The organism is Brevibacterium sp. MGP-B1 (assembly GCF_057766545.1).
The window spans coordinates 1,619,408-1,631,906 of the sequence record NZ_CM173407.1 but is presented as its reverse complement, the minus strand read 5'-3'; the positions used below and the strand labels follow the sequence as shown (position 1 = coordinate 1,631,906).

Genomic DNA, 12,499 nt, shown 5'->3' with positions numbered 1-12,499 from the left:
TTGTCGTCTGACCGACGGGAATCATCTTCGCCCGACCGACCCGTCGTGCCCGACCGACCCGTCGTGCCTGACCAGCCGTCGTGCCTGACCAGCCGTCGTGCCTGACCGACCGTCGTGCCTGACCGACGTCGTGCCCGACCGACGAGTCCTATTTGTCTTTGTCGTCCTTCTTGTCGTCGTCAGACTTCTTGTCCTTCGAGCTGTCCTTCTCGTCCTTCTTGTCATCCTTCGAGTCGGAGTCTTGCTTCTTCTCCTCGCCCTTGGACACGCGGACGATGATGAGCGAGTTCGCGGGCTTCGCCTCGGTGCTCTTCGGGAACTGCGAGACGACCTTGCCCTTGGGGACATCGTCGGAGAACACCTCGTCCTTGCCGACGCGGAATCCGCGCTTGGCCAGGGTCGCATAGGCGGCGTCGAAGGTCAGCCCCTCGACGTTGGGAACCGGGATCGGCGCGACGCCCTTGGACACGACGAGATCGATCTTCTCGCCTTTCGACAGCTTGGTTCCGGCCTTCTGCGATGCCGAGATGACGGAGTCCTTGGCGACAGTGTCGCTGTACTTCTCCTCGACCTTGCCGACCGCGAGGTTGACCTTCTTCAGCGCGGCCTCTGCTTCGTCGCGGGTCGTGCCCTCGAGCTTCGGAACCGCGAACTTCTCCTCACCCTTGGACACGACGACCGTGACGGAAGAGTCGGGGGCCAGCTCCGCACCACTGACGGGTTCGGTGCCGATGACAGTCCCGGCGGGAACCTTGTCGTCGAAGACCTCTTTGGGCTCGGCCTTGAGATCGTTGTCCTCCAGCTGCGAGGTGACTTCCTCGACGGGCTGACCCGCCAACTCACCGGGAACGATCGATTTCGGTGTCGGCAGGTTCGCCACCACGAACCAGGCAACCAGAGCGAGCACGGCAACCACGGCGACGAGTCCCGTGAGGACACGACGTCGGCGACGTCGGACGGGAGATGCCCCCGCCGAGGCGGCCGCAGAGCCGGCGACGACCGCAGCCTTATCGTTGCGGTCGGAATCCGATTCCTTCGACACCGGTTCGTCGTCGGAGTCCTCTCGATCACCGGAACCGTCCGAAGCGTCAGAATCAGCTGAATCGGCAGCAGCGCCCGCGGCTTCCGCACCTGTCGTGTCTGCGTCGGGGGAATCGGAGGCGGCACCGGCGCCGGCAATCGCGGCTCCGGCCACTCCGACTCCGGCCGCGCCGGCAGCACCGCTCGTGTGGTCGTCATCGCCACGATCGGCGTCATCGGAGTCGGCGTCCTCGTCAGGATCAGAGTCGTCCGATTCGGTACTGTCGACCCCGCCGGCACGGTCCGGATCAGCCGCACCGGTGTCCGTCTCGGTGTCGTCCTCTTCGCCTTCGAGATACGGGATCTCGTCGGTGCGGGAGCGCTTCTCCTTCGGCACCTCTTCGCCGAGGTCGATGCTCGCGGTGAGCACGGGGGAGTGCTCGCCGGTGGCGATCTGCGGATCTCCGAGGTCGAGCTCGGCCTCGGACATCTCCGCGCGCGCTTCGGCCAACGCCAAGCGGAATTCGGCGGCATCGGCAGGACGGTCCTCGGGGTCCTTCGACGTCGCCCACAGCACGATCGCGTCCAGACGCGGACTCAGGCGGGCAACGACGTCCGACGGCGGCGGAACCGTGTCGTGGACGTGACGGTACGCGACCTGGATCGGGACGTCGTCGGTATACGGCTGAGCACCGGTGAGCATCTCGTAGAACATGATGCCGACCGTGTACAGATCGGTGCGGGCATCTGCTCCGGCTCGGGTGACGAGCTCGGGAGCAACATAGCCGACCGTGCCGATGAGGGTCTTCGTCGTCGTTGCCGTCGTCACGGCCCGGGCCAGACCGAAGTCGGCGAGCTTGACCTGACCGTCGGTGCCCAGCAGCACATTGTCGGGTTTGAGATCGCGATGGATGATCCCGGTCGAGTGCACGGCCTCGAGTGCGGCGAGGATCGCATCGAGGACGACGATCGCCTGTCTGGGCGTGAAGGTTCCGCGGTGCTTGAGCTCGCGGCGCAGCGTCACCGACGGCAGGTATTCCATGACGAGGTAGACGATGTCGCCGTCGCGCGCCTGATCGTGGATGGCCACGAGGTTCGGGTGGGTGAGCCGACCGGCGTTGATGGCCTCCCGACGGAAGCGTTCGACGAAGGTGTCATCGGAGATGAGGTGCTCGTGCATGACCTTGATCGCGATCTCACGGTCGAGCCGCAGGTCGGTGCCGCGGTAGACCATGGCCATGCCGCCGCGGGCGATCTTGGCATCGATGCGGTAGCGGTCATTGAGCACCGTGCCGATGAGGGGATCTCGGCGGGCGGTCACAGGGCCTCCTCCAAACGTGCCCGCTGCAGCTGGACGGCGCGGACGAAGGCCTTCGTCTCCGGCAGCAATCCGTCGGCGCGAACCGAGCGCAGGTCCTGGTAGTAGCCGGCGACGGCTTCGTTCTCCGATTCGGCGGTTTCGATGAGCCAGCCGAGGATGACGGTGCCGGCGACGATATTGTCTTCGATGTCGAGCAGGTCGAGTCCGCGACCGACGATATCGGACGCCCAACGACCGGATCGGGGAGTGATCTGCATGATTCCGATCGCGTTGCCGGCCGAGACCGTCGTGTGCTGGAATCCGGATTCCGCGGCGGCGACGGCCTGCATGAGGGCGGGATCGGCACCGAGCTCGACAGCCAGCGAGGCGACGAGCAGCTTCGCCTGCGCCGGGGCCGGATGGCGGCGGTGCAGCAGAGTGTATTTGTTCAGTCGTGCCGCGTGGAGCACCGAGGGGCGGATGCCCTCGACCTGCGCGCTGGCGGCGACGCGGGGGACGTCGCTCGGCGGTTCGGCCGGGGTGCGACGTGGGCGGGCCTTCGACGGTCGCAGAAGGAGGAGTTCGCCGACCGTGATGAACGAGTCATCGCCCATGGCGTTGGCCTGCCGCAGGGTCGCCGGCGAGATTCCGTGCCGCGCCGCGATTCCCTGCAGGGTGTCACCCGGGGCAACGACGTGTGAGGGATCATCATCGGGCAGATCGTTCTTCTCCGGCAGGGACAGAACCTGCCCCTGGTGGAGGTTCTGACGCGGCGAGATGCGGTTGAGTTCGGCCAGCGCGGGCACTGAGACGCCGTGTTTGCTGGCCACACCGTAGAGGGTGTCGCCCTGCTTGACCTTGTACGTGCGGCCGCCGTGGGTGACGGGAACGGTGGCACTCGCGGTGCCCGAGATCCACTGTGGACCGGTGCTCGAGGTGGCTGCGTCCTCGTCAGCGGAGCGACGGTCGGATGTGTCCTCGACGCCGTCTTCAGACTGATCATCGGGGGTGGCCGATTCTGCGGCGGCGGGGGACCGATCGTCAGCGGACACGGTAGAGCCCAGGTTCGTCGTCGCCGAGGCGGCCGGTGAGTCCTCGTCTGGGGATTCGGTGGTGGGGGCCACCTCGGTGGGAGAGTCGTTTTCGGGGTCGACCCGTTCGGCTCCTGGGATCGGACCGGTCGAATTCACCTTCGATGCGGCGCGGATGTCAGGAGCGGCGGTGACGGGCCTGTGCCGTCGCGGTCGTGTCATCTGTCACCTGTTGACTTCATGTCGAGTGGGGAAGCTACGGTCTCCAGCCTAACGAGTAGGCGGGCTCGACCCGAGCATTCGGCACCGCATGGCGGGGTGTTTCTGCCGAATATTGCTACGCTTGAGGGCGTGAATACCGAAGAACTCGTCCAGGACTGGGCCCCGCTGCCCGACATCGCAGAACTCACCGGGCTCGGCATCTCCCAGGTGCGGAGGCTGCTCGAAGACGGCGCCATCTGCGGAATCAAGATCGGCAATCCGAAGGTTCTGCGGGTTCCGTTGGCCTTCTTCGTCGACGGCGAGGTCGTCAAACCGCTCAAGGGCACCCTGCACACCCTCTACGACGCCGGATTCGACTACGAAGAAGCCATCGTGTGGCTCTTCACCCATGACGAGTCCCTGCCCGGCCGGCCCATCGACCTGCTTCGCTCCGGCAACAAGAAGGAAGTGCGCCGCCGCGCTCAGGCCCTCGCGTTCTGATCGGGGCTGCCCTCTCCGTGTGGCGAGCCCACGTCTTCGTGAGCGCGTCCAGTCGTCAGCGCCCTTGTCCGAGGGGCTCAGCCGGAGCTCCGACGGGTTCAGCCGGTGCGGTTCGCGGACTCAGCTGGAGCAGTTCGCGGGTTCAGCTGTTGCGGTAGCTGAGAGCTGTGGCGAATCCGTGCAATCGGGCATGAGCGAGATCGCCGATAGCAGTGACCGTCGAAGCCTCTTCCAGCCAGCCGTCGAGGACGGCCGTCGACTGTGCGTGTTTGGCATCGATGAAGGATTCGACGGCGGCGAGTCCGCCCGAGTCCGTGATCATGTCAACGCATTCGGCCACCTCGGCGTCGCTGAGATCCGGATCGCCCAACCGCGCGGCGAGGATCTCGAGCTGGTCCGCCGAGATCCGGGCCGCGGTCTCGGCGATGAGCACGGTCCGCTTGCCCTCCCGGATATCGTCGCCGGCGGGTTTGCCTGTGGCCTCGGGGTCACCGGCGATGCCGAGCACATCGTCGCGCAGTTGGAATGCCTGTCCGAGGGGAAGACCGAAAGCGGAGATCTCCTGCAGCTGTCCAGCGTCCGCTCCGGCCAGGGCCGCGCCGAGGAGGAGCGGCTGTTCGACCGAATACTTCGCCGACTTGAAGCTCAGCACCTCCCACGCGCGATCGGCGATCCGGTCGTCGCCGAGGGGGATGACCTCGGCAAGCACATCGAGATACTGGCCGACCATGACGTCTCGGCGCACGGTTCCGCGCAGTTCGAGGGCGGCGCGGCTGTTGCCCAGGGCCTCCTGCGAGCGTTCGAAGAGCTCCTCGCTCAGCGCCAGGCAGATATCGCCGATGACGATGGAAGCGGAGACGCCGAAGGACGCGCCGTCGCCATGGAAGCCGGAGTGCTGATGACGGGCTTCGAACTGTCGGTGCAGGGCCGGCCGGCCGCGACGGGTGTCCGAATTGTCGATGACATCATCATGGATGAGCGCGGCGGCGTGGAGCAGCTCGAGCGAACCGGCTGCCTGAGCCAGACCCGCGGTGACCTCGGCGGCGGTGCCGCCGGCGAGCTGGAAGCCCCACCACAGCAGGACGGGACGGATCCTCTTGCCGCCGCGGGTGAACTCGATGAGCGCGTCGCCGATCGCTGTGGCATCGGGTGAGATCGCCTCGAACTCGGCAGCCTTCTCGGCGAGGAAGGCCTCCAACTGGGCGGACACCTCGGCGGCGATGGACTCGGGAGAGTCGAGGGACTCGACGAGGGTGGGAAGGGCGTCGGCCGAGCTGGGTGCGACGGACGGGGCGGGCTCATGGGGGTCGCCGGTCATCCCTGATCTGTGCGAGGTCATGAACCGATGTTTCCGCCGACGGTCACGATCGAATTCGCTTTGTCCTCCGAATCCTCGGCGACCGTGACGACGAGGACGCTGTCATTGTCCTTGTGCTTGAAGTTGACCACGCGGGCGCTCTTCGTCTTCACCTCATCGCCGAGGCGTTCGAAGTCCGCCTTGCCGAGCTCCTTCTCGTAGAACTCGAAGATGTCCTTGGCATCGGCCTTCGCCCGGACGACGAGGCTGACCTGTTCCGGCAGCTTCTTGTCCTTGTCGTTGTGAGCCTTGACGATCGACGCCGACAGCACCTCGGAATCCGGGTACGGCTTGATGTACTCGGGCAGATCCTTCACATCGTTCGACGTATCGGGGTCCGAGCCTGTGGCCTCGGTCGATGCTTCGGCCGAGGCGGTCTCGTCCTCGGTCGGGGACGCGGAGGTCGAGGCCTCCTGAGAAGCCGAAGGGGTCGATTCGACCTTGTCTCCACCGGTTCCCGAGCAGCCCGCGAGAGCAAGCGCGGCAACGATGGGCAGTGTCATGACAGCGGTGCGCGATACCATGCTTCAAGAGTACCTGGACTGTTCGGCGGAGCCGAAAGGAACGAACGCGAGGGGCAGGCGATGAGTCGGAAGCAGCTGGCACGATCCGGAGGTGATCTGAGCCGTCTGGGCACGGACGACACCGGTGCCACCATGCTCCACCTCGACATGGACTCGTTCTTCGTCTCCGTCGAGCTGCTCAGTCGCCCGCACCTCGTCGGCCGTCCCGTCATCGTCGGCGGACGCAGCGGACGCGGAGTCGTCGTCTCGGCCAGCTATGAAGCCCGCGAGTTCGGAGTGCATGCGGCGATGCCGATGTCGCGGGCCATGAACCTGTGCCCCGTCGCCGAGGTGATCCCACCGTCCCACGGCCTGTATTCCTCGTACTCCCGACAAGTCTTCGATCTCGTCGCCGAGGTGACCCCCGACGTACGGCAGGTCAGCGTCGACGAAGCCTATATCGACGTCTCCGGAGCCGTGCGACGGCTCGGCTCCCCGGTGGAGATCACCACGCAGCTGCGAGCCCAGATCCAAGAGCGCACCGGTCTGAGCGCCTCGGTCGGCATCGCCGTCAGCCGAGTCGTGGCCAAACTCGCCTCGACGAGAGCGAAGCCGAACGGCCAGCTGCTCGTGCCCGCGGCCGCTACCCAGGAGTTCCTCGACCCGATGCCGATCGAAGCCCTGCCCGGGGTGGGGGAGAAGACACAGGAGGGGTTCTTCCGCTACGGAATCCGTCTTATCGGCGACCTCGCCGCAGTCGACGAGGATTGGGCCGCACGCGTCTTCGGTGCGCACGGCCACCAGTTGTGGCGGGCTGCCCGCGGTCAGGACTCGTCCGGTTTCGACCACCAAGCCAAGGAACACTCGATCAGTGCCGAGAACACGTTCGGCGAGGACATCTGGGACGTCGCCGTGCTCGAACACGAACTGCTGCGCCTCGCCGACAAGGTCGCCTACCGAGTCCGTGCAGAAGGAAAGGTCGCCACAAGCCTCGGACTGAAGTACCGCCTCGGCGATTTCACGACCCTGTCGAGGTCGGTGACTCTGTCGGCGCCGACGGATCTGGCCCGGGAGATGTACGAGGCGCTGCGCCCGGCTCTGCGCAAGCTGCGTGAGCAGCGCTCCCAGGGAGTCAGGCTGCTCGGCGTCCGAGCCGCCGGCCTCAGCGATTTCGCCGTCACGGGACGGCAGGCCACCTTGGACGAACCGGAACATTCCGGACGTGAAGCCGAGGTCGCCCTCGACGAGGTGAGGCGGCGATTCGGCAGCGAAGCGATCTCGCAGGCCTCGCTTCTGCGCAAACGCCCCGAGGCCTGAGAGCGGGTGAGCGGGAGCACAGTCTGAAGACCCCGTGGGAATCCGGCTCCTGACGGCCCCCGGAGATGTTTTTTCGGCCCTCAGAGACTATGATTGAGGGAAAGACTTGGGAAGCGAAACGGGGGTTCGAGATGCCACTCTCCGATCACGAACAGCAGCTGTTGGATCAACTTGAGAAGCAGCTGCGCAGTGAAGACCCTCGTTTTGCCCGGAATATCTCGGAAACCCAGGCCGCTGCCACGGGTCCCGGGTTCTCGGCGAAGCGCTTCGTCCTCGGCATCCTCATCGCTCTCGCCGGGCTGGCCGCGACGATCCTCGCGATCTCGCTCGTCTCCAGCTCCGCCTGGTGGATCGCTCTCGGCGTCGTCGGCTTCGGCCTCATGGTCGCCGGAATGTACTGGGCGTTCAGCCGTCCCGGCCATGTGCACACCACTCAGACGGACTCTCGGAACTCCGGAGCGAAGACCGGTGCCAAGGGCAACTCCGGGTTCATGAGCCGAATGGAAGACCGGTGGGAGAAGCGCCAGCGCGGCGAATGATCCTGCTCGGGGCGATCAAGGCACTCTCGACATGAGGGTGCCTTTTTCGATGCCGGCCCGCGCGTTCGCCGGTTCTGTCCTTGCTGTCTTTGCCGGCGTCTTCGCCTTCGCCGAGGCGGCCCACTGGCGATCGAGCCGCCGTCGGCTGGGAGACTGTGATAGCTCTGGCTCTGGCTCTGGCTCTGCTGACCGGCGACCACGGAGCGACCGGCGGTCGAGTCCAGACACTCGGGCCCTGACCACAGCCGACAGCGACCAGATCATCATCGTCCTCGGTTATGCCAACCGCGGTCAGCGACCGAACGGAATCAACCGGTTTCGGGCCCGCGCGGGTCTGCGGTCGATCGATCCGGCAGCCCGGTCGACTCTCCTCATCTTCTGCGGAGGGGCCGTCACAGGACGAACACCGGAGGCCCGCATCCTCGAACGCTTCGCCCGGGACGAACTCGGCTTCACCGGCCGAACTGTGCTGGAAGGGCAGAGCACAACGACGTGGGAGAACATCGCCAACGCGATCCCCATCATCGACCGCGAACTCACCCCAGCCACGACGATCAGCATCGTCTCGAACTCCCACCATGCCGAGAAAGCCCGTGACCACCTGTGGCAGATGCGCCCGGACCTGGCACGACGACTGGTCCGCGGGGGAGACTACCGGTTCGGTGAACAGCCGCTGGTGAAGCCCATCGCCGCCGTACGCGGCCTGCTCGCCCTGCGTGTACTCGATCGAGAGAACGCGAAACACGCGGCAGGGCACTGAGGTCCCACGCCCTCGCACTGAGCTCCCAGGCTCTCAGAGACTGCGACGAGCCGCTTCGCGGGGAAGAGAGAGCGGCGAGCCCGCCGTGGAGGATGAGGAAGCGAAGAGGCGGCCCCGCAGGACCGCCTCTTCGCACATCGACCAGGACCGTCAGGTATCGGCCAGGATCGTCAGCTCATCGTCATTTCGGACGATTGAACAGGCTGGCCGGCCAGATCTTCGCAGAGATCCGACTGCCCGGCGTGGCCCGCTCCGACAAGTCCGTACTGACTTCGTCGACGAGCGCACGCACTTCCGAGTCATCGAGCGCCTCGGGAGCGGCACCGTAGCGCTGGGCTTCGAGGGCATCGACGAACGCTCCCAGCGCAGAGTCATCATGACCCGACTCTGACAGACGTGACGGGGCCGGACTGCTCAAACGTCGCAGCCGTTCGTCCGAACGATCGAGCGTCGAGGAACCGGCGCCTTCTGCGCTCTGTGCGGCAGCACCGGAACCGGCAGCCGCCTCGGCGGCAGACTTTCGCATCGGTTCGCCGGTGTCCGGATCGATCTCTGGTGCCGTGGAGCCGGCATCCGCACCGGTCGAGCTCGAAGCATCCGCAGCCCCGCCGCCGGCGGCACCGGCAGCACCTGTTGCTGGGACAGCACCGGCGAGCACGAGCTCGTTGAAGCGCAGCGTCCGACTCGAATCCAAGCTCTGCCCGTAGTCGGTGGCCAGAGCACGGACCTCTGTCCACACCGCTTCGAGATTCTGCGGATCCTTCGTCCTGCGCGAGCGCAGGATCGAACGCCAGATCGCGGGCAGTGCGGCGAGCAGCAGCAGGACGAGCACGATCGCTGCGATGCCGAAGACAGTGCCGAGGTTCGAACCGGCCGGTTCTGCGGCCTGAGTGCTCGTCTCCTCCTCGGTGGGTTCCTCGGAGCCACCGGTCGGCGAAGCAGATTCGCTCGGCTCTTCGCTCGGGCTCGCAGACTCCGTCTCGTCGCCCTCCTCCTGCTGGTCGGCGCCATCGGCGAGAGTCCACTTCGGCGGATCGCCGGCGGGACCGCCGGGGGTGGGTTCGAAGCGCACCCAGCCGGCACCTTCGAAGTAGAGTTCCGGCCAGGCATGCGAATCCTGCATGCTCACGTCGACGCCGTTCTCGGATTCGTCCCCGCCGGCGTATCCGACGCCGATGCGGGCCGGAATTCCCATCGTCCGGGCCATGATCGTCATGGCCGAGGAGAACTGGACGCAGTAGCCCTGCTTATCGGCCAGGAAGTCCGAGATCGCGTCGCCGCTGGCCCGCTCGGGAGCATCGAGCGAATACTCGAAAGCGCCGCCGCGGAAGTACGCCTGCAGCATCACTGCGGCCTCCCACTGGTTCTCCGCATCGGCGGTGACTCGCTCTGCGGTCTCCTTCACACTGGTCGGCAGGGAATCGGGGACGGCGAGTTCGGTCTCGAAATCGCTCTCGGACACCGGAGTCGCCGACTGCAGATCCTCGACATCGGGATTCGGGGACAGATAGTCCATCGAATACTGCAGACCACCGGTCTTCTCACCGTTGCCGACGATCGTCAGGGTCTTCTCGTCGAAGATCCACCGACGGTCCAGGTCCTTCGGCTGCTGCGGAGCATACGGCGACGGCAGGTACTGCTGGTCGTAGCTGTCGCCGACGGCGACGCTGATCGTCTGCTCCTTGAAGTTCTTGTCCCGGGGCATCCCCGCGGGCCACGGCATTCCGTCGGAGGCGATCGCGAACGGATCGAGGCTGAATGGGCTCGGCGCCCAGTTCTCACCGTCGAAGTCATCGATCGAGGTCAACCGGACCGGATCCGCGTCCTCGTCCGTCGTCTGGTAGCTGAACAGCGTCTTATCGTCCCGGTCGCCGAGGTTCTGGCGCAGGTTGAGGAAGGGGTTCGTCACCGTCAGGTCGCCCTGGCCCTTCGACGCCCGGTCGGGCAGCGTGGGCACCGGGGGCAGCAGAATGGGCAGGCCGATGCCGATCGCCAGAGCCAGAGCTCCGGCGAGGATCGCCGTCATCCCTCCGCGCCACCGGGTCGCGGGCAGATAGGGGCTGAGCATGAGCAGCAGGAACGCCGCGAGGATCGCGACGATGTGCCACCACTTCACCTCCTGCGCGGCGAAGTAGACGGGGATCATCCACAGTACGAGCAGCAGCACACCGCCGACCTTCGGTGCCCGCAGATCCGAGACGAGGCCGTCGATGAGGATCGTGATGAGGGTGAAGGCGATCGTGAGCATCGCGATGAAGCCCGGTGTGCTCGCCGCCGGGGGAGCGGTCGCGTAGAGGTCGCTGACCCCCTCGGAGAGCAGATCGATCACCGTTCCGAAGGACTCACCGGTCGGGATGAACCCGAACAGCAGCGAATCCCCGGCGCAGACGATGAAGACCGCGATGAGACCGGCCACGCACTGGGCGATGACCGCGGTTCCGGTCGAGCGCAGTGCCGGAACGGTGCGGAACACGGCGCCGACGATGACGACGACGGCGACGGCGACCAGGACGGGCGAGACCCAGGCGAAGTCCTTGAACACCGCCGATACGGCGACAGCGGTCAGAGCCATGGCGACGAAGACGACGATCGCCTCGAGCCAACCCGTGCTCGGACGCTCATCGCCCGTCGACACAGGTGTCGAATGGTCGTTCGCCGGGGACTCGGAATCGGCTCCGCGCAGACGTGTGTCAGGAGTATTCAGACTCATCGGCGCACCCCCTGCGGAGTCGAGCTCGCACCACCCGGAGCCGCGGATGCGCCGGCGGCGCCGGCGGTTCCCGCTCCGGGCTCGGCCGAGGTCCGACCGGTGCCGCTGCGAGAGCGCTTGGATTCGAACGTCGTCCACGACTCCGGCAGGTCCTCGCTGAGACCGAGCATCGTCAGATCGTCGATCTCGCTGAGAGTGCGCAGAGTCACCGGCATGCGGCGGGAGAAGTGCGAGGCGAGTTCCTGCCCGCGCTGATCGCCGACGGAGCAGATGACGATGTGGTTGGGGTTGTCGTGCGAGGGCAGTTCGACCCTGCCCGGGCGCACAAGGGCGGAGAGCAGACGCAGCTTGTCGATCTCGCGGGCTCCTTTGAATCTGATCTGGTGTCCGGGAGCGACGACATTGACTTCGTAATCGGCCTTGAGGAACGCGGTTCCGGCCGCGGTCGCCGCGGCCAGCAGGAACTCGATCTCGAGATCGCTCGGCTCCTCGGCGCCCTCATCGGCGACGAGGTCGATGAGGATGAGCGCATAGAGTGTCTCCTCATCGGCTTCGTGCCGGACCATGAGCTCGCCGGACTTCGCCGTCGAGGGCCAATGCACATGCCGCAGGTCATCGCCGGGCACGTACTCACGTGTGTGGAAGTCCCGGGTGGTATGACCGGTGCGGACCTTGCCGTCATCGAGGCGGGCGGGCCGGATCGACGAATCCTGCGGGATGCGCGCGGGCAGGATCGGCACGGACACAGCCACGGGGAAGACCCCGTGGACCTTCTTCTTCATCTTCACCAGGCCGAAAGGGCCGAACACGGTGATGAGGACCGCGTCGATCCCGGAGACACCACGGCGATTGGGGGTGAAGGACGTCAGCACCGTCTGCGATGCCCCATGGGCCAGAGCCGGGACATCACCGGAAGTGGAGTCGCCGAATCCCTCGGCCGGAGTGAAATCGATCGTCGCGGCGGGAATCGCGAGCTGGCCGATATTGGTCACGCGCGCCTGGACTTCGACCTCTTTGCCTTCGGCGGCCAGCGGGTAGCGGTCTCCCGAGGGGGACATCGCCACTTCGTGGAGGTTCGTGCTCATCGCGATCGACACCCGGCGGGTGCCCCACAGGATGAGCAGCGCCGAGAGCAGGACCAGGCCGAGCAGCAGAAGACCGGCCGGCAGCAGGCCGGGCAGCGCGAAGCGGTAGGCCGTGATGATCAGGGCCGCCCCGGCCAGGACGAAGATGATGCCCGAAGTGCTCAGTCGCATGCGG

Annotated in this window: 10 protein-coding genes; 4 read left to right on the top strand and 6 right to left on the bottom strand. The window is 66.2% G+C overall.

The features are described 5' to 3' along the window. Positions 1-148: 148 nt before the first annotated feature. The gene (locus AC3CD9_RS07490; RefSeq protein ID WP_488367048.1) at positions 149-2,341 is read right to left on the bottom strand and encodes a protein kinase domain-containing protein; all 2,193 of its coding nucleotides are present in this window, start codon (positions 2,339-2,341) and stop codon (positions 149-151) included. Next, complete coding sequence (locus AC3CD9_RS07485) at positions 2,338-3,573, bottom strand: lytic transglycosylase (protein ID WP_488367046.1); 1,236 nt, start codon at positions 3,571-3,573, stop codon at positions 2,338-2,340. Before AC3CD9_RS07485 ends, AC3CD9_RS07490 begins: the two co-directional genes overlap by 4 nt. Positions 3,574-3,702: 129 nt before the next feature. Here AC3CD9_RS07485 and AC3CD9_RS07480 point away from each other — a divergent pair, with 129 nt between their 5' ends. Beyond that, positions 3,703-4,053, top strand: a complete 351-nt coding sequence (locus AC3CD9_RS07480) for an Rv2175c family DNA-binding protein (RefSeq protein WP_101546273.1) — start codon at positions 3,703-3,705, stop codon at positions 4,051-4,053. A 142-nt stretch (positions 4,054-4,195) separates the two neighbouring features. Here the strand turns inward: AC3CD9_RS07480 and AC3CD9_RS07475 are convergent, their stop codons facing one another. Further along, the gene (locus AC3CD9_RS07475; protein WP_488367044.1) at positions 4,196-5,392 is read right to left on the bottom strand and encodes a polyprenyl synthetase family protein; all 1,197 of its coding nucleotides are present in this window, start codon (positions 5,390-5,392) and stop codon (positions 4,196-4,198) included. After that, positions 5,389-5,934 carry a hypothetical protein gene (locus AC3CD9_RS07470; RefSeq protein WP_488367043.1) on the bottom strand — a complete coding sequence of 182 codons (546 nt, stop codon included), beginning with the start codon at positions 5,932-5,934 and terminating at the stop codon, positions 5,389-5,391. The genes AC3CD9_RS07475 and AC3CD9_RS07470 overlap by 4 nt, the downstream gene beginning before the upstream one ends. Positions 5,935-5,994: 60 nt before the next feature. On the opposite strand from AC3CD9_RS07470, the gene dinB reads away from it, so the two are divergent. The 3 genes from dinB (at position 5,995) to AC3CD9_RS07455 (ending at position 8,529) form a co-directional block, all read left to right on the top strand. Continuing rightward, positions 5,995-7,230, top strand: a complete 1,236-nt coding sequence (gene dinB / locus AC3CD9_RS07465; protein ID WP_488367042.1) for a DNA polymerase IV — start codon at positions 5,995-5,997, stop codon at positions 7,228-7,230. A 131-nt stretch (positions 7,231-7,361) separates the two neighbouring features. Then, entirely contained in the window at positions 7,362-7,769 is a 408-nt protein-coding gene (locus tag AC3CD9_RS07460; RefSeq protein ID WP_139469756.1) for a DUF3040 domain-containing protein, read from the top strand. Between the two features lie 31 nt (positions 7,770-7,800). Beyond that, positions 7,801-8,529, top strand: coding sequence for a YdcF family protein (locus AC3CD9_RS07455; protein WP_488367040.1), 729 nt, complete (start codon positions 7,801-7,803; stop codon positions 8,527-8,529). Positions 8,530-8,710: 181 nt separating this feature from the next. On the opposite strand, the gene AC3CD9_RS07450 is transcribed toward AC3CD9_RS07455, so the two are convergent. Then, complete coding sequence (locus AC3CD9_RS07450; RefSeq protein ID WP_488367038.1) at positions 8,711-11,239, bottom strand: transglutaminase TgpA family protein; 2,529 nt, start codon at positions 11,237-11,239, stop codon at positions 8,711-8,713. Continuing rightward, positions 11,236-12,495, bottom strand: coding sequence for a DUF58 domain-containing protein (locus AC3CD9_RS07445; protein ID WP_488367037.1), 1,260 nt, complete (start codon positions 12,493-12,495; stop codon positions 11,236-11,238). The genes AC3CD9_RS07450 and AC3CD9_RS07445 overlap by 4 nt, the downstream gene beginning before the upstream one ends. Positions 12,496-12,499 lie beyond the last annotated feature (4 nt).

Coding starts and splice junctions, on each gene's coding strand:
- AC3CD9_RS07455 (WP_488367040.1), top strand. CDS start 7,801: ATGAGGGTGCCTTTTTCGATGCCGGCCCGCGCGTTCGCCGGTTCTGTC.
- AC3CD9_RS07445 (WP_488367037.1), bottom strand. CDS start 12,495: ATGCGACTGAGCACTTCGGGCATCATCTTCGTCCTGGCCGGGGCGGCC.
- AC3CD9_RS07450 (WP_488367038.1), bottom strand. CDS start 11,239: ATGAGTCTGAATACTCCTGACACACGTCTGCGCGGAGCCGATTCCGAG.
- AC3CD9_RS07475 (WP_488367044.1), bottom strand. CDS start 5,392: ATGACCTCGCACAGATCAGGGATGACCGGCGACCCCCATGAGCCCGCC.
- dinB (WP_488367042.1), top strand. CDS start 5,995: ATGAGTCGGAAGCAGCTGGCACGATCCGGAGGTGATCTGAGCCGTCTG.
- AC3CD9_RS07485 (WP_488367046.1), bottom strand. CDS start 3,573: ATGACACGACCGCGACGGCACAGGCCCGTCACCGCCGCTCCTGACATC.
- AC3CD9_RS07470 (WP_488367043.1), bottom strand. CDS start 5,934: ATGGTATCGCGCACCGCTGTCATGACACTGCCCATCGTTGCCGCGCTT.
- AC3CD9_RS07460 (WP_139469756.1), top strand. CDS start 7,362: ATGCCACTCTCCGATCACGAACAGCAGCTGTTGGATCAACTTGAGAAG.